This window comes from Pseudomonas sp. LB-090624, assembly GCF_003205205.1.
Taxonomy (GTDB): domain Bacteria; phylum Pseudomonadota; class Gammaproteobacteria; order Pseudomonadales; family Pseudomonadaceae; genus Aquipseudomonas.
In genome coordinates this window covers 1-23,082 of sequence record NZ_QJRL01000006.1, presented here as the reverse complement: position 1 = coordinate 23,082, position 23,082 = coordinate 1, and the positions used below count along the sequence as shown (strand labels likewise).

Below are 23,082 nucleotides of genomic sequence, written 5' to 3'. Positions count from 1 at the left end.
TACTTTGGTCGGGTATGGCGTGCGGCATAAGCCCCTCTCCATGGCGGCAGCCATCTCAAACGGGCCAAGGGGGCGCGCTGCTGTAGAACACAGTGGCGTCAGCAGGTTGGTCGGTGTCATGGCATGCCTCGTTTGGATGGAGATAAGTCCACTATGGACGTAATTGCCGTACGCCGCGCTGCTTGACCTGCCCAGCGATTTGTAAGAACTTTCCGAGTTTTGGAAGGCGGCCAGCACATGGACAAACTCATGGCGATGAAGATGTTCGTGGCCACCGTCGATGCCCAAGGCTTTTCTGCTGCCGCACGCCGGCTGGGGCTGGCGACATCGTCGGTGACGCGCCTGGTCGATGCCCTGGAAACGGCGTTGGGCGCTACCTTGCTCAACCGCTCGACGCGTCAGGTCAGCCTGACCGAGGCCGGTGCCCGTTACTACGAACGTGCACGGGGTATCTTCGAGGCGCTGGACGAGGCCGATGCCAGCGTCGCCGATCGCGGCGAAGAGCCTGTCGGTGTCTTGCGCCTGTGCCTGCCGGTGGAGTTCGGCCGGCGGGTCATTGCCCCGCACCTAGGGCCGTTTTTGGCACGCTACCCGGGCCTGGAACTGGATATCGACCTCAGCGACCGCCTGGATGACCTGCTCGACGGGCGCTATGACCTGTCAATACGCCTGGGTGACCCCGCGCCCGATGACGAACTGGTATGCCGCCAGCTGGGTCGCTTCCAGCGCTGGCTGGTGGCCAGCCCGGCTTACCTGGCCGGGCGCGAGCCGCTGCAACACCCCAGTCAGTTGCTCGACCATGCCTGCCTGCGCTTTCGCTATGGGCAGAAAGCGCGACCTTGGCGCCTGGCGCGCGGCCAGGACAGCCTGGAGCTGGACGTAAGCGGGCCGTTGCGCAGTGCCAATGCCGATATGTTGCGCGAAACGGCGCTGGCGGGCAGCGGCATCGCGCTGCTGGCTGACTGGCTGGTGCGTGATGATGTGCAGGCCGGGCGCCTGCAGCGGGTGTTCACCGATTGGCAGGCCAGCCCTGGCATGGCCAGCGACAGTATCAGTGCCCTTTACCTGCCCAACCACCGTGGCTCGCGGCGGGTGAATGCCTTTATCGAGTTTTGCGCAAAATTGCTGAACTAGGGCGTGCGACGTTGCGCAGTACGCAAAGGCGCATTGCGCCGGGCCTGGATTCCGGGCGCCATGGCGCAAGGGTAAGGTGGCCAACATATTCCACTGCTTGTCGAGGAACCACCCATGAACCCTTCACTTGCCGCAGCGCAACCGGCCGCCGCCGGCCTGAGCCGGGCGCTAATCGTGTTGCTGGCGTTCTGCTGCGGCGCAATCGTCGCCAATATCTATTATGCCCAGCCTATCGTCGGCCTGATCGCCCCAGACCTCGGGCTGTCCACCGAACATGCCAGCCTGATCGTTTCCCTTACCCAGTTGGGTTACGCCCTGGGCCTGCTGCTGCTTGTGCCGCTGGCCGATCTGTTGGAAAACCGCCGCCTGATGGTGGCTACCGCGGTGCTGGCTTGCATCAGCCTGCTGCTGGCGGGCACCAGCAGTAGCGGCCAGGGCCGCTTGTTCCTGGCCTATGCATTGCTGATCGGCTTCAGTTCGGTGGCGGTACAGATGCTGATCCCGCTGGCCGCGCACTTGGCGCCGGAGCAGCAGCGGGGGCGGGTGGTCGGCAACATCATGGGGGGCCTGCTGCTGGGTATCCTGCTGGCGCGGCCATTGTCGAGCCTGGTTGCAGACCACTTTGGCTGGCGCGCGGTATTCATTGGCGCCGCTGCAGTCATGCTGGCGATCATCCTGTTGCTGGCGCTGACCCTGCCGCAGCGGCGCCCCGAGCACAAGGCCAGTTATGCCGGGCTGATGTTGTCGCTGCTGACCTTGCTGCGCCGTTATCCACTGCTGCGCCAGCGTTCGCTGTACCAGGCTTTGATGTTCGCTGCGTTCAGCCTGTACTGGACGGCGGTGCCGATGGCCCTGGCCGGTGCGCATGGCCTGTCGCAGAGCCAGATCGCCGTGTTCGCCCTGGTCGGTGCGGTGGGTGCGGTTGCGGCGCCGATGGCCGGTCGCCTTGCCGATGCCGGACATGCCCGCGCCGGTTCGCTGCTGGCGCTGCTGCTGGCGCCGGTGGCCTTGTTGCTGGGGCTGACGGTGCCGGGTTACAGCGTGATTGGCCTGGGCCTGACCGGTGTGCTGCTGGACTTTGCGGTGCAGATGAACATGGTCATCGGCCAGCGTGAAGTGTACGCGCTGGACCCGGCCAGCCGCGGCCGGCTGAATGCGGTCTACATGACCAGCATCTTCCTGGGCGGGGCCCTGGGCTCTGCAGTGGCCAGCGCGCTGTTCAGCCAGTTTGGCTGGACGGGGGTGGCACTGGTGGGGGCCGCGCTGCCGGGCCTGGCGTTGCTGGTGTTTCTGTTCAAGGCACGTCAGGGGTGACCGCTAACCCGCCAAGGCAGTCGCGGCAAGAGGGGCGGTGCAGGCTATCGGCTTAGCGGCAATGCCACGCCAATCAACGCAAACAAACTGCCGCAACAACGGTTGAAGCCCTTGCCCCCTTTGGCCAGCCAGGGCCGAATGCGAAACGCCAGGCGCGCCAGCAGGTATTCCACCAGAAACTCGATGCTGGCAAAGGTCGCCGCCATCACCACGAACTGCAGCACCAGCCCGCGCTGCGGGTCGATGAATTGTGGCAGGAAAGCGCCATAGAACAGCAGCACTTTGGGGTTGGCCATGGCCGACAGCAGGCCTTGGCGAAACAACCCCGCGTTACCCAGTTGTGCGCTGCGGCCGGTCAGCTCCAGGTGCAGGGCTGGGCTGCGCCACAGCTGAACGCCCAACCAGACCAGGTAAGCCCCCCCGACCCACTTCAGCACACCCAGCACAGAGGCCGAGGTCTGCAGCAATGCGCTGAGGCCGAACATTGCCAGGGCAATCAGGGCACTGAAGCCGAACACCCCGCCAACGATGGTGAACAATGTCCGCCGCGCGCCGTACAGGGCACCGTGGGTCAGCGCCAGCAAGCTGTTCGGGCCAGGGGTCAGCGACAGGCCGATGCTGGCGAGCAAGTAGATGAGCCAAGTGTCGAGGGCCATGCCGGAAATACCAGAAGACAGGGAGGGCGTCAGTCTATGGCGCACCCCTTAATCTGCAAGAGTATGATCTGGACATTCAATGGTCGTTCCTGGACGTTAACCGTGCAACCCGACATCCGCTTGCTGATCGTGCCGTTACCGGATTTTGCCCTGCTCCCATTTGGCGCCTTTCTCGACAAATTGCGCTTCAGCGCCGATGACGAGGACTATAGCCAGCAACGCTACTGCAGCTGGACCGTGGCAGGGCTCAGCCTTGACCCGGTGACATCGAGCAGCGGCGCAGTAGTGCAGGTCGAGGCCGTTGCCGGCCAGCTCGACCTGGGCAGTTTCGACTACCTGGTAGTATTTGGCGGGCGCAATGCCATGGCCACAGCTGCACTGGCCCCCCGCTACCAGGCATTGCTCAGGCAGGCCGGCAAGGCCGGCGTCAAGCTGGTGGGGGTTGATAACGGCGCCTTCCTGCTGGCCGCCTGCGGCCTGATGCGGGGGCGTAAGGTGGTGGTGCATTGGCGCCACGAAGCCGAGTTTCGCGCTGCATTCCCGCACTTGCAGGTACTGCGTGAGCAGTTGTACTGCATCGACGGTAATCGCATAACCTGTGCCGGCGGCACTGCTGCCATCGACCTCGCCGTCGCGCTGCTGTCAGGGGCTTGTGGGCGAACGCGCGCGCTCAAGGGGCTGGCCGACATGCTGGTGGATGAAACCCGTGACAGCCGTCATGCCTTGCGCTCGCTGGACTTGGATGCCGGGCAGGGGCGCCAGGTGCAGCGGGCGCAGGCGCTGATGCGTCATCACCTGGGTTCGCCGCTGGCCGTGGAGCAACTGGCCGCAGAGCTGGGCATCAGCCGGCGCCAGCTAGACCGGCAGTTTCAGGCCAGCCACGGCGTCAGCGCCAAGGCCTGGTGGCTGGAAATACGCCTGCAACAGGCGCGCTGGCGGCTGCTCAATTCCAGCCACAGCCTGGCGCAGATTGCGGATGAAGTGGGGTTGGGGGATGCCAGCCATTTGGGCAAGTGCATACGTCGGCGGTTCGGCTGCACTGCCTTGGGGCTGCGTGAGGGCCGGCAAGCGGTCTGAAGCCCTGCGCCATTCCTCACTTCCGCATCGATCGCCCTCAGGTAGGCTTACTGCGGCGTGCCGAACAACCCTGTCCAATAGATGCCGGCATCGCTCTTCGGGTCTACCGCATAGGCGGCTCCCAGCTCGCGGAAGTCCGGGTTCATCAGCGTGGCACAGTGCCCTGGGCTGTCCAGCCAGCCATCGACCACCTTGCGCGCAGTATCACGCCCGGCGGCGATGTTCTCACCGATCTGCTGGTACAGGTAGCCGGCCAGTTCTGCCCGGTCACCGGGGGTGCGGCCATCCTTGTCGATGTGGTCGAAGAAGTTCTGGTTGGCCATGGCCCGCGTATGGTTGGCGGCGACCCCGGCCAGAACCGTGCTCCAGCTCAATGCCGGGGCAGCGGCGAAGGGCTGGCCGCCACACTGGCGCGGTACTTGGCGCGCAGCGTTGATCTCCTGCAGCAGCTTTTGCCCTTCGGCCTGCCAGTCGCCGAGGCGGCCGCTGAGCAGTGGCCGGGCCAGCACGATGCGCCAGTCGCGGCCTTCCTGGCTGACGCCGATATCGACGAACTGCGGGTCAAGTACCACCTGGCAAAAGCTTTCTTCGATGGCATGCATGGCCGCACGCGCATCGCGCGGCCCTGACAGGCTGATGGCCTGCACGTTGACCATGGGGTAGGCGGCGCGGGTCATCGCCTGCTGCAGGTCGCGGGTACCCTCCGGCGACAGTGCCAGGCGAGTGTCACTGTTGAGGGGGGGCAGTTCCAGCGATGCCTCGCCGCCGCAGGGCTGGGCCTGGCTGCGGTAGACATTGATCGAATCGATCAGTTGCGCCTCTTCGCCGGTGACAGCCAGTGCCCCGCTCGAAACGAGCAGGCCCAGCGACAAGGCGGCAACGGATGACAGGACGCGCATGTGGATCTCCCTATGACTGGCAGCGTCGTGGTATGCGCTGCTCATCCTACACAAGCCCGCGGCTTTTGGCCCGGGCTCGTGCAAAGCAATGAAAACGCCGGCAATCGTTGCTGGCGGCAAAAGAGGGAGTAGACCACTGGCCTGCGGAAAAGTGCGACTACTTGGTAATCATTCGTAACACCGGCTGGAAGCAATGCCGAACCTTATCGGACCCAGCCCGACCAGTGCCGGCGCGAACGGGAACGTCAACCTGCAGCATCGGGTTCTGATCTGCCTGTTCAACGGGCCAGCGCTGGGTGGGGTTTGTAGAACAGGAAGTGCGTGGTCTTGGCCGTGCGGCGATAAGCCTTGGCCCAATCCGGGCTCACCGTGCGGTCATGGAAGTACAACGCGCCACCTGTAGGGTCCGGTAACTGCTGGTTCAGCGCCTTGCGCGCGATCTCCTTGGCCACGTCGTAGCGTTGCGCTTCCTCGACCTGGTCCGAGCGCCCGTCACACCACCACGAAAACTGGCAGGCCTTGGTTTCCACACCCTGCTTGACCACCCCGCAGATGGTATCCGGGAAGCCATCGTGGCCCAGTCGGTTGAGCACCACGCTGGCCACGGCCGTCATGTCTTCCTTGTCGGCACCTTTGGCTTCCCAGTAGATGGTGCGGGCCAGGCAGGTGATGCTGTCATCCAGCGGTGCCTTGCCGGCCGGGTCGACCGCTTGTGCTTCGCTCGGGGTCAGCTTCTCTGCTTTTTGCGGCGGTGGTGCATCCTCGACTACCTTTTCTTCGAGCGCCTCGGCCTTGTCCTCGGCAACCGCGGCCTTGGCCGGATCGGCCGCATGCAAGGGGCCTGCGAGCAGGGCCGAGATCAAAGCGATCACCATCCACGAAAAGCGCATGGGCAAGTTTCCGAACTGTGGGATGAGTCACAGTCTAGTCAAGCGTAAGCATTAACACCAAAGGCAGAGTGGCGGCGGCCGCCACCGTCTGCAGGGCGATGATGGTCGCCATCAGAGGCGCATTGCCGCCCATTTGCCGGGCCATTACATAGGACGACGAAGCGGTGGGCAGCGCCTGGAACAGCACGGCGACCACCGCCGCCTGGCCACTCAGGCCGAGCAAACGACACAGGCCCCAGGTGGTCAGTGGCATGACCATGAACTTGAACATCGACGCCGCCATCAGCGGGCGCACTTGCTGCCCGAGGCTGGCGCCACCCAGTGCCGCCCCCACGCACAGCAGGCCCAGTGGCAGGGCGGCCTGGCCCAAGGCTTTGACGGTGGGTTCGATGCCCGGCGGCAGACCCAGGCCGGTAACCCGCAGCAGCAGGCCGGCCGCACAGCCGACAATCAGCGGGTTGGCGAAGATCGCCCGGAGTACGTGGGCCGGTGAGCTGTGGCGGGCACTGAAACGGGCGAACACCAGTACGCAAAGCAGGTTGACCAAGGGCACGATGGCCGCGTTGGCCACCGCCGCCAGGGCAATTCCGGCACTGCCGTAGATGCCAGCGGCCAGGGTGGCGCCGATGTAGTTGTTGAAGCGGATGCCGCCCTGGAACACCGAGGTGAAGTCGGCGCCATCGTGGCTCACCACACCCTGGTACAGCACCAGCAATACAGCACCGGCCAAGGTCGAGAGCATCAGTGCGCCGACCATGCTCAGCACGGGTACGCCATCGAGGTTGGCGGTGGCCAAACCGTGCAGGAACAGTGACGGCAGCAGCACGTAATAGCTCAGGCGCTCGGCGCCGGGCCAGAAGTGTTCTGCCAGAAACCCCCTCAAGCGCAGGAAAGTGCCCAGAGCAATCAGCAGGATGATCGGTAGCAAGGTGGTCAGCAGCAGGTGCAGCATGGTCAGTGTTCCGTGGTCGGTTGCGCTTAGCGTGTACTGCGCCCATAGGCTTGGCTGATCCGGTCGATCACCATGGCCAGGGCAACAATGGCCAAGCCAGCCTCTACACCCTGGCCGACATTCAGGGTCTGGATCCCGGCCAGTACATCTTCACCCAACCCGCGGGCGCCGATCATCGACGCCACCACCACCATCGACAAGGCCATCATCACCGACTGGTTCAGGCCGGCCATGATGCTCGGCAACGCCAGCGGCAGGGCAATACGTCGCAACCGCTGCCAGCGGCTGGCGCCCAGGCCGTGAGCGGCCTGCAGCAACGACGGGTCGATCTGGCTCAAACCCAGTTCGGTCAGGCGCACCAGCGGCGGCAGGGCATAGATCAGGGTGGCGAACACGGCGGGCACCTTGCCCAGGCCGAACAGCATCAGCACTGGAATCAGGTAGACGAAAGCCGGCAGCGTCTGCATCACATCCAGTACCGGCAACAGCAACCGCCTGGCCATTGGCCGGTAAGCCAGCAGGATACCCAGCGGCACCCCGACCAGCACGCACAAGCCGGTGCTCACCAGCACCAGGGCCAAGGTCTGCAGCAGTTTGTCCCACAACCCGAGCATACCGATCAGTGCCAGCAGTACCACCAGCACGGCGCTGCGCAGCAGGCTGCGGCTGGCATGCCAGGCCAGCAACCCGACCAGCAGCAACAGGAGCCACCATGGGATCAGACGCAGCAGGTTTTCCAGGCCGACCAGCACTTGCAGCAGTTGGTCAGAGACGCTGCGCAGGTGGTCGCCGTAGTTCAGCACCAGCCAGTCGACCAGGCGGTTGACGATGTCGGCAAACGAGAACTGCAAGGATTGCGGAAAGCCCCCGCTCACAGGCTGCCCTCGACCTTGGTGGCAACGTCCGTCGGCAGCCAGGGTTTCCACACCTCGCGATTATCGCGCAGGAAACCCAGGGCAGCCTCGCGCGCCGGCGTGCGTTGCTCGCTCATCTCAGCCAAGGCCTTGTTCAGCTTGTCGATGGGCAGGTCGACCTGTTCGAACACGCTGACCAGTTGTGGGTATTGTTCATGAAAGGCCTTGGACACGCCGATCGACAGTTTCGCCGGCAGCGAGCGGCTGCCCTTGGGGTTGGGGTTACTCGCGTCGGTGAGCGTAGCCCAGGCTTGGGCGTCGAATGGTGGCTCTTCCAGCCGGATGAGCTTGTAACGGCCCATCAGCGGCGTCGGGTTCCAGTAGTAGAACAACACCGGTTGGCCGCGGCGGATGGCCGAGGCGATCTCGGCATCCATGGCAGCGCCGGAGCCACTGCGAAAGTTGCTATACAGATCATTCAGCCCATAGGCCTTGAGCTTCTGGGTGTTGACGATCTCTGAGGTCCAGCCGCTGGGGCTGTTGAGAAAACGCCCTTTGTCGGGTGATTCGGGGTCGCGGAACACCTGCGGGTAACGTTTCAGGTCTTCGACATTTCGCAGCTCGGGGGCCACGGGTTTCAGCTTGCGTTCAGCATCGCCCTCGATCACATAGGCCGGCACCCACCAGCCTTCCTCGGCATTCTTCACCGTGTCGCCCACTGCGATCACCTGGCCGGCCTGTTCGGCCTTGACCCAGGCAGGGCTGCGCCCGGCCCATTCCTCGGCGATTACCTGGATGTCGTTGCGCGCCAAAGCCACTTCCATGCTGACGGTGCTGCCTGGGAGGGTGTCGGTGGGGTAGCCGTAGCCACGCTCGACAATGACCCGCAGGATTTCGGTGGTCAGTGCGCCGCTTTCCCAGGTGATGGCACCAAAATGGATGGGCGCCGGCTTTTCTGCTGAGGCGGCGCTATCGGTGCTGGCCAGGCCCACTGTCATCAGCAGCCCGGCCAGCAGTGCTGGAATTCTTTTCATGCATACCTCGCCGTCGACAGTGGAGGCAAGTGTAGACGACGAGGTGAAGCCAGCTGCGGGGCCACAGGCGTAGCCCCTTTGCCTCAAACGCGGAACTGGTCCATCAGTGCCTGCTGCTGGTTGGCCAGGCTGTTCAGCGACTGGCTGACCCGCGCCGACTCGTTGGCCTGGCCGGACAGCGACTCGGTGACATCGCGGATGGTTGCCACGTTGCTGTTGATTTCCTCGGCCACTGCGCTTTGTTCCTCGGCGGCCGAGGCGATCTGCAGGTTCATGTCGGTGATCACCGTGACCGCCTGGCCAATGCGCTGCAGAGCGCTAACCGCCTGGCCGACCTGTTCCACGCCGCCTTGTGCCTGGCGGTGGCTGTGGTCCATGGCACCGACCACTTCGCGGGTGCCGTTCTGCAATGCCTCGATGACCTGGCGGGTTTCTTCCACCGATTCCTGGGTGCGTTGGGCCAGGTTACGCACCTCATCGGCGACAACCGCAAATCCACGGCCGGCCTCACCGGCGCGGGCTGCCTCGATGGCGGCGTTGAGCGCCAACAGGTTGGTCTGTTCGGCGATCGAGCGGATCACCTCCAGCACCGAGCCGATCTTCTCGCTGTTCTGTGCCAGGCCTTCGACTTCGGCCATGGCGTCGCTCATGTTGGCGGCCAGGGTATCGATGCTGGTGGTGGTACGGTCGATCACTGCCAGGCCCTCACGAGTCGCCTGGTCGGCCTCGCGCGCTGCCTGCGCGGCCTGGGCAGCGCTGCGAGCGACGTCTTGGGCGGTGGCGCTCATTTCGTGCGAGGCCGTGGCTACCTGGTCGACCTGGCGGTACTGCTGCTCCATGCCGGCGCTGGTTTGCGTGGCAATCGCCGAGGACTGGTCGGCAGTGCCGCGGGCGGCCTGCACCGAGCGCTTGACCTCGGCGATGGTCGGCTGCAGCTTGTCGAGGAAGCGGTTGAACCAGCCGGCCAGTTCACCCAGTTCGTCATGCTTCTGGTAAGTCAGGCGACGGGTCAGGTCGCCTTCGCCGCTGGCGATGTCCTTGAGCATGGCGGCCACGCCCAGGATCGGCCGGGTAACGCCACGGGCCATCAGCCAGACCAGCAGCAGGCCGACCACTGCGGCGGCCAGGCCCAGGCCCAGCTCCAGCAGGGTGCCGCTGGTGTTCAGCGCGTCCAGTTCCTGCTTCAGGGTTTCGGCTGGCCCAGTCAGGGCGTTTTCCGGTACATCCAGCAACACGCCCCAAGGCTGAGCGTCGGGGATCGGCCGGAATGCCGCCAGCACTTTCAGGCGCTGCTGGTCGTGCAGGATGCTCAGCTTGCCATCGGCCATCTTGCGTACCAGTTCGGCGCCCTTGGACGGATCGACCTGATCGAAGCGCTGGGCCAGCTTGCTGGCGTCGGCACTGTAGCCGGCCAGCAAACCGACCGGGCTGAGGATGCCGACCGTGGTGCGGCCTTCGTAGAGGCTGCGGCTGGCCTCCTGGCTCAGGGCCTGCAGGCTGTCGAGGTTGATGTCGATGGAGAGGGTGGCAATGATCTTGCCATCGACCGCCAGCGGGAAGACGATGCTGGTCATCAGCACCTGTTGGCCATCGATGTTGTAGAAATAGGGTTCGACCACGCAGACCTTGCCGGACGAACGCGGGCATACCCACCAGGTGTTGGCCGGCTGGCCGCTGGGGCCGATTTTGGTGTCGGCCATGTCATGTTCAGGCAGGGCCATCGAGGTCAACTGGCCGGCGCGCGGTTGCGACCAATACAGGGCAAAGCGCCCGGTTTCGTTGCTGCCCAGTTCCGCCTTGCCGGCGAACAGGCTGTCCTTGTTGTCCAGTGCGTCAGGCTCGAACACCAGCGACAGGCCGAGCAGGTCGGGGTTAGCCTGCAGGGCGGCGCGTACCTGGCGGGTCATGACCTCGCGCAGGTCGAACGCATCGAGAAAGCGTTTTTCTGCCTGCTCGCGCAGGAACAGCACCTGGCGGGCAAATCCTGCGCCGTACTGGTAGGCGTCCATGAACTGGCGGCGGATGTTCAGCGCCTGCACTTCACCTTGCGACTCGATGCGTGACTGCGCCGCTTCGGTCAGCATCTGCATGCTGCTGGCCTTGACCAGGTCCGAGCTGTGGTCCATGCGGTACAGCGACAGGCCGACGAGCAGGGTAACGATGCCGGCCAGGCAGAGACCGGCGAGCAGGGTGATCTTCCACTGGATGGAAAGTTGTCGCAAAGGCATGGGGCGGATCCCTTGTAATAAGAGTGTGGCTAGCGACTGTGTCGGCGCGCGTGCATTTTTCTTTATTCGAACGTTCAATTTAATCTCTGCCGATGCGGTCCTCGCGCCAGGCATTGGTAATCCGCCGCAACATGGCATTTTTGACATCTGCCGCCCACTGCTTCAGAGTTCGCGCTTTTTTCTGTCGCAATGAGGTAAGCCAACCATGAATGCAGTGATCGCCGCGGTCGGCATCATGCTGATACTCAGCCTGTCCCGCGTGCACGTGGTCATCGCCCTGATCATTGGGGCTCTGGTCGGGGGGCTGGTCGGGGGCCTGGGTATCGAAGGCACGCTCAAGGCCTTCAACGGCGGCCTCGGTGGCGGCGCCACGGTGGCCTTGTCTTACGCGCTGCTCGGCGCCTTTGCGGTGGCGATTGCCAAGTCCGGCCTGGCGCATGCCCTGGCCGACCGCGCCCTGGCCATGATCGACCGCCAGGGCCACACCCATGGCGGCAAGGTCAAATGGTTGATGATCGGCCTGATGCTGGTGGTCGCGGTTTCGTCGCAGAACATCCTGCCCATCCACATTGCTTTCATCCCGCTGCTGGTACCACCGCTGCTGTACGTGCTGACCCGCCTGCGCATCGACCGCCGCTTGATCGCCTGTGTGATCACCTTCGGCCTGATCACCCCGTACATGTTCCTGCCGGTGGGTTTTGGCAACATCTTCCTCAATGAAATCCTGCTGGCCAACGTCGCCCGGGCCGGTATCGATGTGAGTGGCGTCAATGTCACCCATGCCATGGCCATTCCGGCCGCCGGCATGCTCGTCGGCCTGTTGCTGGCGGTGTTCGTCAGTTACCGCCGCAAGCGTGACTACGACCTGGCGCGCATCGAGCAGGTGGAGCAGGTCAGTGTGCAGTACAACCCGCTGACCTTGATGGTGGCCGGGTTGGCAATCGCCGCCGCGTTCATTGTCCAGTTGTTGCTGGATTCGATGATCATCGGCGCCATGGTCGGCTTCCTGATCTTCTCGCTGTCGGGCATCGTCAAATGGAAGGATACCGACGGCCTGTTCACCGAAGGCATGAAAATGATGGCCATGATCGGCTTCATCATGATTGCCGCGTCCGGTTTTGCCGACGTGATGAAAGCCACGGGTGAGGTGCAAAGCCTGGTGGAAACCTCGGCGCAGTGGATAGACCACAGCAAGGGTGTCGGCGCGTTAATGATGCTGCTGGTGGGTCTGCTGGTGACCATGGGCATCGGTTCGTCGTTTTCCACGGTGCCGATCCTGGCCGCTATCTTTGTGCCGCTGTGCGTGCAACTGGGCTTCGATCCGCTGGCCACCGTGTGCATCGTCGGCACTGCCGGGGCCTTGGGCGATGCGGGGTCGCCGGCCTCGGACTCGACCCTTGGCCCGACCTCAGGCCTGAACGTGGATGGCCAGCACCATCACATCTGGGACACCGTGGTGCCGACCTTCATCCACTACAACCTGCCGCTGCTGGCGTTCGGTTGGCTGGCGGCGATGACCTTGTAAGGCGGGGAGGGCGTCAGCCCTTGTCGGGGGGCGGCGAGATGCGGTTGAGCACGGTGCTGCCGTCCTTGCTGCGGGTCAGGTAGACCGGCAGCACCTTGGGCAGGTTGTTGACCAGGCGCCCCACTTCACGGGTGTTGTAGACGCCGCTGATGCGAATGCGCCCGGTGCTGGCATCGGCCAGCAACAGCGGCGCATCGAGGTAGCGGTTTATCATCGGCAGTGCCTGTTCAAGGCTCAGGTTGTCGAGCACCAGCTTGCCGTTGCGCCAGGCCAGGCTGTTGCTGTAGTCGTCGTTCTGTTCCAGTTGCGGCTCGAAATCACCCTGGTGGTAGCTGGCCTGCATGCCAGGACCGAGGCGATAGCCGCTGGCGCTGCCGTCGCTGGAAACCAGCACCGAACCCTCCACCAGCGTCACCTTGACCTGATCCTGATATTTCCACACGTTGAACTGGGTGCCGGTGACGCGCGTCTGGCCGCGCCCTGCACGTACGACGAACGGGTGACTGCTGTCGTGCTGTATCTTGAAGAACGCCTCGCCACGCTTGAGCGTGACCTGGCGCTGATCCTTGTAGTTGAGGTAGGTAAGCTCGGTATTGAGGTTGAGCTGCACCGTGCTGCCGTCGCTCAGCTCCACGGTTTGCATGCGATCACCGGCTTCGAAGTGCTGGTAGTGGTTGGGTAGCCAGCCCTGTTCCCACCCCATCCAGCCGGCCAGCGGCAACACCGCCAGGGCGATGGCGGCCGCCGATGCCAGTGGCCGCCAGCTGCGCGGGCGCACGGCTGGCCTGACGGGCGGGTTGAAGTCGATGACGGTGGCCGTGCGCGGCAGCAGGTCGGCGGTTTGCCAGATTTCCAGCATCGCCTGGTATTCCTCGGCATGCCGCGGGTCAGCCCCCTGCCAACGGGCGAATGCCTCACGCTCGGCCGCTGTGCAATCTTCGGCATGCAGGCGCATGCACCAATGCGCGGCGGCGTCGGTGATGGCATCATCGTCTGGGCTGGGCTTGAGGCGGTCGTGGTTCATTGCGGCTCCGGGTTTTGCGCATTCTACCCTTGCTGAAGGGCCCACGAGAACCGGCGTAATGGCGAATGACTATCAGTTGTGACGGTTTTTCGTCGGATTTGCAACGGTTTTTCAGTGTTTGAGAACCCTTCGCGCGCCTGTGCTTGAGGTGGGAGAGCGGCCTCAGGTGGGGAAGGGGGCGCAATGCGCCCCCGGCGGTTCATCAGAACTGCGTTGCCTCCAGCCCGTAAAGGCTGGCGCTGCCTGCCCGAATACTGGCCTCCAACCCCAACCCCCGCGGCAGTACTCGCTGGAAGAAAAACGCCGCACACGCCAGCTTGGCCCCGTAAAAAGCGCTGTCTTGCTCGCGCCTGGCCAGCGCCACTGCCGCCATCCGCGCCCACATATAGGCATACGCGGTCAGCCCGAACAGGTGCAGATACTCCACCGCCACCGCGCTGACCAGGTTGGCATCTTCAACGGCCTGTGCCTGTAGCCAGGCGCTGGTCGCCTCCAGCCGCGCCAGGCTGGCCTGCAAAGCCTCACGGTGCAGGGGTGCGCTCACGCTGAACGCCCGAACCTCGGCGGCAAAGCTGGCCAGTGCCTGCCCGCCGTCAGCCAGCACCTTGCGCCCGAGCAGGTCGAGGGCCTGGATGCCGTTGGTGCCTTCATAGATCTGCGCAATGCGCACATCACGCACGCGTTGCTCCTGGCCCCATTCGCGAATATAGCCATGGCCGCCGTACACCTGCTGGCCCAGCACGCAGCTTTCCAGGCCGTTGTCGGTGAAAAATGCCTTGGCGACCGGGGTCAGCAGCGCCACCAGGCCCTGGGCATGCTCGCGCTCACCGGCATCCTCCGCGTAGCGCGCCAAGTCAAGCTGCTGGCCAACGTAGGCGGCGAACGCCCGGCCGCCTTCGGTAAGGGTGCGCATGGTCAGCAGCATGCGCCGCACATCGCCGTGGTGGATGATCGGGTCGGCGACCTTGTCTTGCACCTGCGGGCCTGTGGCCGCACGGCTTTGCAGGCGCTCGTTGGCGTAACGGGCGGCGCTCTGGTAGGAGGCTTCGGCGCAGCCGATACCCTGGATGCCGATGGACAGGCGCTCGTAGTTCATCATGGTGAACATCGCTGCCAAGCCCTTGTTCGGCTCGCCGACCAGGTAGCCGGTGGCACCGTCGAAATTCATCACGCAGGTGGCCGACGCCTTGATGCCCATCTTGTGCTCGATCGAACCGCAATGGGCAGCGTTGCGCTCGCCCAGCCCGCCGCCAGCCTCGACCAGGTACTTGGGCACCAGGAACAGCGAGATACCTTTGGCGCCGCCAGGCGCATCCGGCAGCTTGGCCAGCACCAGATGGACGATGTTCTCGGTCAGGTCCTGTTCGCCACCGGTGATGAAAATCTTGCTGCCACTGATACGGTAGCTACCATCGGCCTGGGGTTCGGCGCGGCTGCGGATCAGCCCCAGGTCGGTGCCGGCATGGGGTTCGGTCAGGCACATGGTGCCAGCCCAGCGGCCTTCGTACAGTGGCGGCAGGTAGGTGGCCTTGAGTGCCTCGCTGGCGTGGGCGTCGATTGCCAGGCAACTGCCGGCGCTCAACGCCGAATACAGGCTGAAGCTGCAGTCAGCGGCATAGAGCATTTCTTCGAACAGCACGCCGAGCATCTTGGGCATGCCCATGCCGCCGTGCTCAGGGTTGCCGCCCAGGCCCACCCAGCCGCCCGCGCGGTAGATGTTCCAGGCTTCAGGGAAACCATCGGGGGTGGTAACCGTACCGGCATCGAAGCGTACGCCTTGCTCGTCACCGTTGCGGCTGAGCGGTGCGATGAGCTGGCTGGTGACTTTGGCGGCTTCTTCGAGGATGGCGTCTGCGGTGTCGGCGTCGATCCGCTCGGCCAGGGCAGGCAGGCGGGCCCAGAGGGCCGGGGCGTTGAACACGTCGTGCAGGACGAAGCGCATATCGCGCAGGGGGGCGGAATAGGTGGTCATCGGTTGCTCTTGAAAAAGTGAGGTTGACCGCGCGGGCGTCAGAGTGCTTTGGCCCGGTCGCGCAGCAGGTACTTCTGGATCTTGCCGGTGGAGGTCTTGGGCAACTCGCCAAACACCACCGTCTTCGGCACCTTGAACCCGGCCAGGTGCTCGCGGCACCAGGTGGTGAGGTCGGCCTCACGGGTGTCTTCCCGGCCTGGCTTGAGGGCAACGAAGGCGCACGGTGTTTCCCCCCATTTTTCATCCGGGCGGGCTACCACGGCGGCTTCGAGCACTGCCGGGTGCTTGTACAACGCGTCTTCGACCTCGATGGTGGAAATGTTCTCGCCACCCGAAATGATGATGTCCTTGAGCCGGTCCTTGATCTCGACGTAGCCGTCGGCGTGCCACACCGCCAGGTCACCGGTGTGGAACCAGCCACCTCGGAAAGCTTCAGCGGTGGCCTCGGGGTTTTTCAGGTAGCCCTTCATCACCGTATTACCCCGCATGAAGATCTCGCCCAGGGTATCGCCGTCGCGCGGCACCGGTTCGAGGGTTTGCGGGTCGGCGACCATCAGGCCATCGAGGGTCGGGTAACGCACGCCCTGGCGCGACTTGATCCGTGCCCGCGCTTCCAGCGGCAGTGCGTCCCACTCGTCGTGCCAGGCGCACACGGTCACCGGGCCGTAGACTTCGGTCAGGCCATAGGTGTGGGTCACCTTGATGCCCATTTCTTCCACTGCGCCAATGACCTTGGCAGGTGGTGCGGCGCCGGCGACCATGGCCTGCACCGGGTGCTCGATGGCAGCCTTGGCCGCTTCGGGCATGTTGACCAGCGCGTTGAGCACGATCGGCGCGCCGCACAGGTGACTGACCCGGTGTTCACGGATCAGGGTCAGGATCTTCTGCGGGTCCACCCGTCGCAGGAACACGTGGGTACCGGCCAGGGCAGTGATGGTCCAGGGGTAGCACCAGCCGTTGCAGTGGAACATCGGCAAGGTCCACAGGTACACCGGGCGGTGGCCCATGGCCCAGGTCATCTGGTTGCCCAGGGCGTTCAGGTAGGCGCCACGGTGGTGGTAGACCACGCCCTTGGGGTTGCCCGTGGTGCCGGAGGTGTAGTTCAGCGAAATCGCCTGCCACTCGTCATCCGGCCATTCCCAGGCAAATTCCGGGTCGCCTTCGGCGAGCAAGGCTTCATAGTCCAGCGCGCTGACCGCGCGGCCTTCGCCGTACTCCGGGTCATCCACATCGACTACCAGCGGCGGGTGCTGCAGCAGCGCCAGGGCAGCCTCGATGACGGTGTGGAACTCGCGGTCGGTGATCAGTACCTTGGCCTCGCCATGCTGCAGCATGAAGGCGATGGCTTCGGCGTCCAGGCGAACGTTCAGGGTATTGAGCACGGCACCGGTCATGGGCACGCCGAAGTGGGCTTCGAGCATGGCGGGGGTGTTGGGCAGCATGACCGCCACAGTGTCACCTCGCCCAATACCGCGGCCGGCCAGGGCGCTGGCCAGGCGCCGGCAGCGCTGGTAGGTTTCCTGCCAGTTACGGCGGATGGCGCCGTGGATGACTGCGGGGTAGCTGCCGTAGACGGCAGCGGTGCGCTCGATGAAACTCAGTGGGGTCAAGGCGATGTGGTTGACGGCAGCGGGCATCAGGCCCTGGGCATAGATCGACATGCGGTAGTCCTGTAAGGGAGGCAGGCGCAGCTGTGCTGCCTGGCCCCCGGTGGCTGATTGTTAGCTCTGTTCAGGGTGCAGGGAAGCGGACGGTGGGCCGCTCCCTCTGTCGCAGTTTTACGCGATTCGCTATGGTAGTAGGAATATCGACTATAGCAATATAGTAAAACTACTATAAAAAGAGCCGGTCACTTTGGATAACACTGTTTCCCCCTTGCTCGCCAAGGATCCCCAACCCAGCCTGCTGCTGGCCGGCGATGCCAGCCCGCTGGCACTGAACCCGGCATTGCAGGCGTGGGTCGCCGAAGGGCCTACCCTGCAGGGCTGGCTGCCGGCAAACTGCGCGGCGCTGGTACGTGCCTGCCTGCGCCAGCACCGGGCAATCAGTGACGTCGAGGTGCAGGTTGGCGAGCGCGTCGTGCTGTGGACCTTCATGCCGGACGATCAGGGCCAGCGCGTGCTGGGCCGCTGCCGTGACGCCAGCGAAGAGCGCCAAGGTGCACGCGAAGCCAGCCGCGCAAGGCGCCTGTACCGGCTGATTATCGAAAACACTACCGACCTGATCTCGCGGCACAGCCCCGATGGCCGCTTTCTCGATGCTTCACCGGCCGCCTACCGCCTGTTGGGGCTGTGGCCCGAGCAACTGCGTGGCCTGCGCGTGCACAGCCTGCTGCACCCGCGGGAGCGCCGCCAGGTGCTGCGCCAGGCGGCCGCGGCTCTGGACCAGGACGGCTACCACACCATGACCTGCCGGGTACGCCAGGCCAGCGGCGGCTACCGGTGGTTCGAAATCGCCAGCCGGGCGATCCGCGAGACCTACACCGGCGCGGTAGTGGAGGTAGTCAGTGTGTCTCGCGACATCACCTTGCGCATCGAAGCGCAGGAAAGCCTTGCCCACAGTGCGCGCCTGGCCACGCTGGGTGAACTGGCCTCGGGCATTGCCCACGAGATCAATCAGCCACTGGCTGCAGTGGTCAACTATGCAAACGCCAGCCAGCGTTACCTGCAAAGCCTGGAGCACGATCCCTTGGCCCGCGAGCGGGTGGGGGAAGGCCTGCTGCGCATCAGCCAGCAGGCTACTCATGCCGCCGAGGTGATTCGCCGCCTGCGCGCCTTCCTGCGCAAAGGGCCACGGCGCCTGCAGGCCCTGGATGTGGCCGAGGTGGCCGGTGAAGCCATGCGCCTGTGTGCGTGGGAAGCGGCGCGTGACCAGGTGCAGGTCGAATTGCGCATGGCGGGGCAGTTGCCCTTGGTCTATGCCGACCGGGTGCTCCTGGAGCAGGTACTGCTCAACCTGCTGCGCAATGCCATCGATGCCAATCGCGAGCAGCATGGCGAGCGGCCGTCACGTATCCTGCTCGGTGCTGCGCGCGAGGGCGACGGCGTGCAGATCGAGGTCGCCGACCAAGGCCGAGGCGTTGCACCCGAACGCCTGGATGAAATCTTCACGCCGTTCACCACCAGCAAGGCGGACGGCCTGGGCCTTGGCTTGAGCATGAGCCGCAGCCTGATCGAAGGCTTTGGCGGCAGCCTGTGGGCGCGGGCGGGTGACAGCGGTGGTCTGGTACTGTGCTGCCGGCTGGCGGTCAGCAGGGGATAAGGGGGGACGTGGCGGTGCAAGCGAAGGTGTATGTGGTCGATGATGACCAGGGGATGCGTGACTCGACAGTCTGGCTGCTGCAGTCGGTGGGCTTGCAGGCCCTGCCGTTCGCCAGCGGGCAGGCGTTTCTCGATGCTTGCGTCGATGATGGCCCCGCCTGTGTGTTGCTGGATGTACGTATGCCGGGGCTGGGTGGTTTGGCGGTGCAGCAGGCGATGCGCGAGCGTGGTCTGGCGCTGCCGGTGATCTTTGTCAGCGGCCATGCCGATGTGCCGATCGTGGTGCGGGCGTTCAAGGCCGGAGCCTGCGACTTCATCGAAAAACCTTACAACGACCAGTTGCTGCTCGATAGTGTGCAGGCGGCGTTGGAGCACGCCGGGCGCGTGCGGCAGGGTGACCAGGCGCAAGCGCTGGTGCAAGCGCGTATAGACAGCCTGACCCCGCGTGAGCGGGATGTGTTCGTGCCGTTGGCCCAAGGCTTGAACAACCGTGAGATCGCCGAGCAACTGGGCATCAGCGTGAAAACCGTCGACCTGTACCGCGGTCGGGTGATGAAGCGGCTGCAGGCCACTAGCCTCGCGGAGTTGGTGGGCATGGCCATTGCCTGCGGGGCGGTCGAAGCGTTGGGCCTGCGAGCGCTGTAACTGCGGCTCGGGTTCTCTTCTGCAACACGGTTCGCGTTGAGCCGATCGAAGCAAAATCATGAATTTTCCATAGCAGGCTAATCAAAGCTTTGACATTCACTGCCTAGGCAGTAATATTTTTACACAATTACCCGAGCAGTCCCCGATGGCCCATTTTTCTCCCGAAAACTTTCAGACCTGCGCCATCGGCATGCTGCTTGGCCGGGCGGCGATCCTCAAGGACCGCATCCTCGACTGGCATCTTGAATCCGAGGGCGTCACTGCCGCGCAGTTCAAGGTGCTGATCATCGTCACCCAGTACCAGGTGGATACCCCGGCGGAGCTCTGCCGCTACCTGGGTCTGGACAGCGGTTCGATGACCCGCATGCTCGACCGCCTCGAGCAGAAGGGCCTGATCGTGCGCACCCGCTGCGCCGATGATCGCCGCCTGGTGCGCCTGGCGCTGACTGCCGACGGTCAGCGCCTGGCCGACCGACTGCCGGAAATCGGCGCTGGCGCCATGAACGAATTATGCGGTGCGTTGGCCCCAGAAGAGTTGAAGGCCCTGGAAGGCCTGCTGGCCAAAGTCCTGCTCGCTGCTGGCGACCCGTTGACGATCCGCCGCTTTGGCGACCGTTGAACCCTGTCACGAATTATCCAAGGTATTGTCATGGCTACTCCCGCTGACACCCCGACTCCCTCCGCAGCGCCCGAGCCTTCGCGTAAGCGCAAAGCCTGGCTGCTTGGCCTGTTGTTACTGGTGATCCTTGCCGGTATCGGCACCTGGGCCTGGTACAGCCTGGTCGGTCGCTGGCACGAAAGCACCGACGATGCCTACGTCAATGGCAATGTGGTGGAGATCACCCCGCTGGTCACCGGGACGGTCACCAGCATTGGCGCCGATGACGGCGACCTGGTGCATGCCGGCCAGGTGTTGCTGAAGTTTGACCCGGCCGACAGCGAAGTGGCCCTGCAGTCCGCAGAAGCCAAGCTGGCACGGACTGTGCGCCAGGTGCGCGGGCTGTACAGCAACGTCGACTCCCTCAAGGCCCAGCTGGAAACGCGCCAGGCCGAACTGCGCAAGGCGCAGCAGGACTTCAATCGGCGCAAGGTGCTGGCCGACAGCGGTGCGATTGCCGCAGAAGAACTGTCCCACGCCCGCGATGACCTGAGCGTGGCCCAGGCTGCGGTCAACAGTGCGCGCCAGCAGCTCAGCACCAGCAGCGCGCTGGTCGACGACACCGTGGTGTCCTCTCACCCCGAGGTCATGGCGGCTGCTGCCGACCTGCGTCAGGCCTACCTCGACCACGCCCGCACTACGTTGGTGGCACCGGTCACCGGCTACGTCGCCAAACGTACCGTGCAGTTGGGCCAGCGCCTGCAGCCGGGCACTGCGACCATGGCGGTAATCCCGCTCGACCAGGTGTGGATCGACGCCAACTTCAAGGAAACCCAGCTGCGTGACATGCGCATCGGCCAACCGGTGGAAATCAGTGCCGACCTGTACGGCAGCGAGGTCAAGTACAGCGGCACGGTCGACAGCCTCGGCGCCGGTACCGGCAGCGCCTTCGCCCTGTTGCCAGCGCAGAACGCCACCGGCAACTGGATCAAGATCGTCCAGCGCGTACCTGTGCGAATTCACCTGAGCCCGGACCAGCTCAAGGACCACCCGCTGCGTATTGGCCTGTCCACCGTGGTGGAAGTCGACTTGCACGACCAGAGCGGCCCGACCCTTGCCCAGCAGCCACCCCAGCAAGCCAGCTACACCACCCAGGTCTATGACCGCCAGCTGGTCGAAGCCGACCACCTGATCGCCCAGCTGATTCATGAAAACAGCGCTCCGGGCAAGACGGCGCAGCGATGAGCAACAATGCCGCTGCGCAGTTCACGCCGCCAAGCCTGCTGCTGACCACCATCGGCCTGTCGCTGGCGACGTTCATGCAGGTGCTGGACACCACCATTGCCAACGTGGCCTTGCCGACCATTTCCGGCAACCTGGGGGTGAGCTACGAGCAGGGCACCTGGGTCATCACCTCGTTCGCGGTGAGCAACGCCATCGCCTTGCCATTGACGGGCTGGCTGAGCCGGCGCTTTGGGGAGGTGAAGTTGTTCATCTGGGCCACGCTGCTGTTCGTGCTGGCGTCGTTCCTCTGCGGTATCGCGCAGTCGATGCCCGAACTGGTCGGCTTTCGTGTGCTGCAAGGTGTGGTCGCCGGGCCGCTGTACCCGATGACCCAGACGTTACTGATTGCCGTCTACCCCCCGGCGAAACGGGGGATGGCGTTGGCACTGCTGGCGATGGTCACGGTGGTGGCGCCCATCGCCGGGCCGATTCTGGGGGGGTGGATCACCGACAGTTACAGCTGGCCGTGGATCTTCTTCATCAACGTGCCGATCGGCCTGTTCGCCGCCGCTGTGGTGCGCCAGCAGATGCGCGCGCGGCCAGTGGTCACCAGCCGCCAGCCGATGGACTACATCGGGCTGATGACGTTGATCATCGGCGTGGGGGCCTTGCAGGTGGTGCTGGACAAAGGCAACGACCTGGACTGGTTCGAGTCGTCGTTCATCATTGTCGGCAGCCTGATCTCGGTAGTGTTCCTGGCGGTGTTCGTGATCTGGGAGCTGACCGACCGGCACCCGGTGGTCAACCTGCGCCTGTTCGTGCACCGTAACTTCCGCGTTGGCACGATTGTGCTGGTCGGTGGTTATGCCGGGTTCTTCGGGATCAACCTGATCCTGCCGCAGTGGTTGCAGACACAGATGGGTTATACCGCGACCTGGGCGGGCCTGGCGGTGGCGCCTATCGGCCTGCTGCCGGTGATCATGTCACCGTTCGTGGGCAAGTATGCCCACCGGTTCGATCTGCGGGTGTTGGCGGGGCTGGCGTTCCTGGCGATCGGTACCAGTTGCTACATGCGTGCGGGGTTCACCAGTGAAGTGGATTTCCAGCATGTGGCGTTGGTGCAGTTGTTCATGGGGATAGGTGTGGCGCTGTTCTTCATGCCGACCTTGAGCATCCTGCTGTCCGACCTGCCGCCGCACCAGATTGCCGATGGTTCGGGGCTGGCGACCTTCCTTCGTACTCTGGGCGGGAGCTTTGCCGCTTCGTTGACGACGTGGATCTGGATTCGTCGGGCAGACCAGCATCATGCCTACCTGAGCGAGAACATCAGCCAGTTTGACCCGGCAACGCGGCATACCCTCGAACAACTGGGTGGGGCCAGCCCACAGAGTTATGCGCAGCTGGAGCAGATGCTTAACGGGCAGGCTTACATGATGTCCACGGTGGACTACTTCACCTTGATGACCTGGGTGTTTGCCGGGTTGATCCTGTTGGTGTGGTTCGCCAAGCCACCGTTTACTGCCAAGGCGGGGCCAGCGTCAGCGGGGCATTGAGCTGACCATCACACGCCCCCGACGCCTAAACTCTAGCTCTGGCCCTAGCTCTGGCTCTAGCTCTGGCTCTGGCTCTGGCTCTGGCTCTGGCTGTTGCTTCTGAGCGCGCGATAGTTCAGGCGACACAGATTGCGACTTCAGTAGGCCGAGCGAAGGGCATGCGGAGGGAGGTGACGGGCATGGATGCCCGTCAAGCGCTGAGGCCCCATGGATGGGGCCTTCGGCGCGTACTCCCGGGAGCAT

Annotated in this window: 19 protein-coding genes and 1 pseudogene; 9 read left to right on the top strand and 11 right to left on the bottom strand. The window is 64.3% G+C overall.

All coding sequences use genetic code 11. The annotated features are described in order from the left end of the window. The first annotated feature begins 237 nt into the window (after positions 1-237). Together DMX11_RS08570 and DMX11_RS08565 are read left to right on the top strand one after the other, a co-directional pair. Positions 238-1,134: a LysR family transcriptional regulator gene (locus DMX11_RS08570; protein ID WP_110744116.1), complete on the top strand. Its 897-nt coding sequence runs from the start codon at positions 238-240 to the stop codon at positions 1,132-1,134. A 114-nt stretch (positions 1,135-1,248) separates the two neighbouring features. Continuing rightward, positions 1,249-2,448 (top strand): MFS transporter, encoded by a 1,200-nt coding sequence (locus DMX11_RS08565; protein WP_110744115.1) that lies wholly within the window; start codon positions 1,249-1,251, stop codon positions 2,446-2,448. A 44-nt stretch (positions 2,449-2,492) separates the two neighbouring features. Here DMX11_RS08565 and DMX11_RS08560 read toward each other — a convergent pair whose 3' ends face one another. Then, a complete protein-coding gene (locus DMX11_RS08560; RefSeq protein ID WP_110744114.1) occupies positions 2,493-3,104 on the bottom strand; it encodes a LysE family translocator in 612 nt (203 codons plus the stop codon). Between the two features lie 102 nt (positions 3,105-3,206). On the opposite strand from DMX11_RS08560, the gene DMX11_RS08555 reads away from it, so the two are divergent. Continuing rightward, on the top strand, positions 3,207-4,181 hold the full coding sequence (locus tag DMX11_RS08555) for a GlxA family transcriptional regulator (RefSeq protein ID WP_110744113.1): 975 nt from the start codon (positions 3,207-3,209) through the stop codon (positions 4,179-4,181). A gap of 47 nt (positions 4,182-4,228) precedes the next feature. On the opposite strand, the gene DMX11_RS08550 is transcribed toward DMX11_RS08555, so the two are convergent. The 7 genes and pseudogenes from DMX11_RS08550 to DMX11_RS26405 form a co-directional block, all read right to left on the bottom strand. Further along, positions 4,229-5,080 carry a CAP domain-containing protein gene (locus tag DMX11_RS08550; RefSeq protein ID WP_110744112.1) on the bottom strand — a complete coding sequence of 284 codons (852 nt, stop codon included), beginning with the start codon at positions 5,078-5,080 and terminating at the stop codon, positions 4,229-4,231. Positions 5,081-5,358: 278 nt separating this feature from the next. Further along, positions 5,359-5,970 (bottom strand): cell wall hydrolase, encoded by a 612-nt coding sequence (locus tag DMX11_RS08545; RefSeq protein ID WP_110744111.1) that lies wholly within the window; start codon positions 5,968-5,970, stop codon positions 5,359-5,361. 34 nt (positions 5,971-6,004) lie between these two features. Next, complete coding sequence (locus tag DMX11_RS08540) at positions 6,005-6,922, bottom strand: AEC family transporter (RefSeq protein ID WP_110744110.1); 918 nt, start codon at positions 6,920-6,922, stop codon at positions 6,005-6,007. Positions 6,923-6,948: 26 nt separating this feature from the next. Continuing rightward, the gene (locus DMX11_RS08535) at positions 6,949-7,797 is read right to left on the bottom strand and encodes a proline/glycine betaine ABC transporter permease (protein WP_110744109.1); all 849 of its coding nucleotides are present in this window, start codon (positions 7,795-7,797) and stop codon (positions 6,949-6,951) included. After that, the gene (locus DMX11_RS08530) at positions 7,794-8,810 is read right to left on the bottom strand and encodes an ABC transporter substrate-binding protein (protein WP_110744108.1); all 1,017 of its coding nucleotides are present in this window, start codon (positions 8,808-8,810) and stop codon (positions 7,794-7,796) included. The genes DMX11_RS08535 and DMX11_RS08530 overlap by 4 nt, the downstream gene beginning before the upstream one ends. A gap of 83 nt (positions 8,811-8,893) precedes the next feature. Next, a complete protein-coding gene (locus DMX11_RS26410) occupies positions 8,894-9,649 on the bottom strand; it encodes a methyl-accepting chemotaxis protein (protein WP_371921785.1) in 756 nt (251 codons plus the stop codon). A gap of 102 nt (positions 9,650-9,751) precedes the next feature. After that, a pseudogene (locus DMX11_RS26405) lies at positions 9,752-10,717 on the bottom strand (HAMP domain-containing protein); the annotation flags it as partial. Positions 10,718-11,243: 526 nt separating this feature from the next. Here DMX11_RS26405 and DMX11_RS08515 point away from each other — a divergent pair. Further along, positions 11,244-12,563 (top strand): Na+/H+ antiporter family protein, encoded by a 1,320-nt coding sequence (locus DMX11_RS08515; RefSeq protein ID WP_110744105.1) that lies wholly within the window; start codon positions 11,244-11,246, stop codon positions 12,561-12,563. A gap of 13 nt (positions 12,564-12,576) precedes the next feature. Here the strand turns inward: DMX11_RS08515 and DMX11_RS08510 are convergent, their stop codons facing one another. From DMX11_RS08510 to DMX11_RS08500, 3 genes are all read right to left on the bottom strand, one after another. Continuing rightward, positions 12,577-13,587 carry a FecR family protein gene (locus DMX11_RS08510; RefSeq protein WP_110744104.1) on the bottom strand — a complete coding sequence of 337 codons (1,011 nt, stop codon included), beginning with the start codon at positions 13,585-13,587 and terminating at the stop codon, positions 12,577-12,579. A 202-nt stretch (positions 13,588-13,789) separates the two neighbouring features. Beyond that, positions 13,790-15,559, bottom strand: coding sequence for an acyl-CoA dehydrogenase C-terminal domain-containing protein (locus tag DMX11_RS08505; RefSeq protein WP_110744103.1), 1,770 nt, complete (start codon positions 15,557-15,559; stop codon positions 13,790-13,792). 38 nt (positions 15,560-15,597) lie between these two features. Further along, positions 15,598-17,220, bottom strand: coding sequence for an acyl-CoA synthetase (locus DMX11_RS08500; protein WP_110744102.1), 1,623 nt, complete (start codon positions 17,218-17,220; stop codon positions 15,598-15,600). A 193-nt stretch (positions 17,221-17,413) separates the two neighbouring features. Between DMX11_RS08500 and DMX11_RS08495 the strand changes: the two genes are divergently transcribed. The 5 genes from DMX11_RS08495 to DMX11_RS08475 all read left to right on the top strand — a co-directional run bounded on the left by DMX11_RS08495 (position 17,414) and on the right by DMX11_RS08475 (position 22,839). Next, positions 17,414-18,820: a sensor histidine kinase gene (locus tag DMX11_RS08495; protein ID WP_110744101.1), complete on the top strand. Its 1,407-nt coding sequence runs from the start codon at positions 17,414-17,416 to the stop codon at positions 18,818-18,820. A 14-nt stretch (positions 18,821-18,834) separates the two neighbouring features. Then, a complete protein-coding gene (locus DMX11_RS08490; protein WP_110744270.1) occupies positions 18,835-19,464 on the top strand; it encodes a response regulator transcription factor in 630 nt (209 codons plus the stop codon). A 145-nt stretch (positions 19,465-19,609) separates the two neighbouring features. Beyond that, the gene (locus tag DMX11_RS08485) at positions 19,610-20,083 is read left to right on the top strand and encodes a MarR family winged helix-turn-helix transcriptional regulator (RefSeq protein ID WP_110744100.1); all 474 of its coding nucleotides are present in this window, start codon (positions 19,610-19,612) and stop codon (positions 20,081-20,083) included. A 30-nt stretch (positions 20,084-20,113) separates the two neighbouring features. Continuing rightward, positions 20,114-21,307: an efflux RND transporter periplasmic adaptor subunit gene (locus tag DMX11_RS08480; RefSeq protein ID WP_110744099.1), complete on the top strand. Its 1,194-nt coding sequence runs from the start codon at positions 20,114-20,116 to the stop codon at positions 21,305-21,307. After that, complete coding sequence (locus tag DMX11_RS08475) at positions 21,304-22,839, top strand: DHA2 family efflux MFS transporter permease subunit (protein ID WP_110744098.1); 1,536 nt, start codon at positions 21,304-21,306, stop codon at positions 22,837-22,839. The genes DMX11_RS08480 and DMX11_RS08475 overlap by 4 nt, the downstream gene beginning before the upstream one ends. The last annotated feature ends 243 nt before the right edge of the window (positions 22,840-23,082 follow it).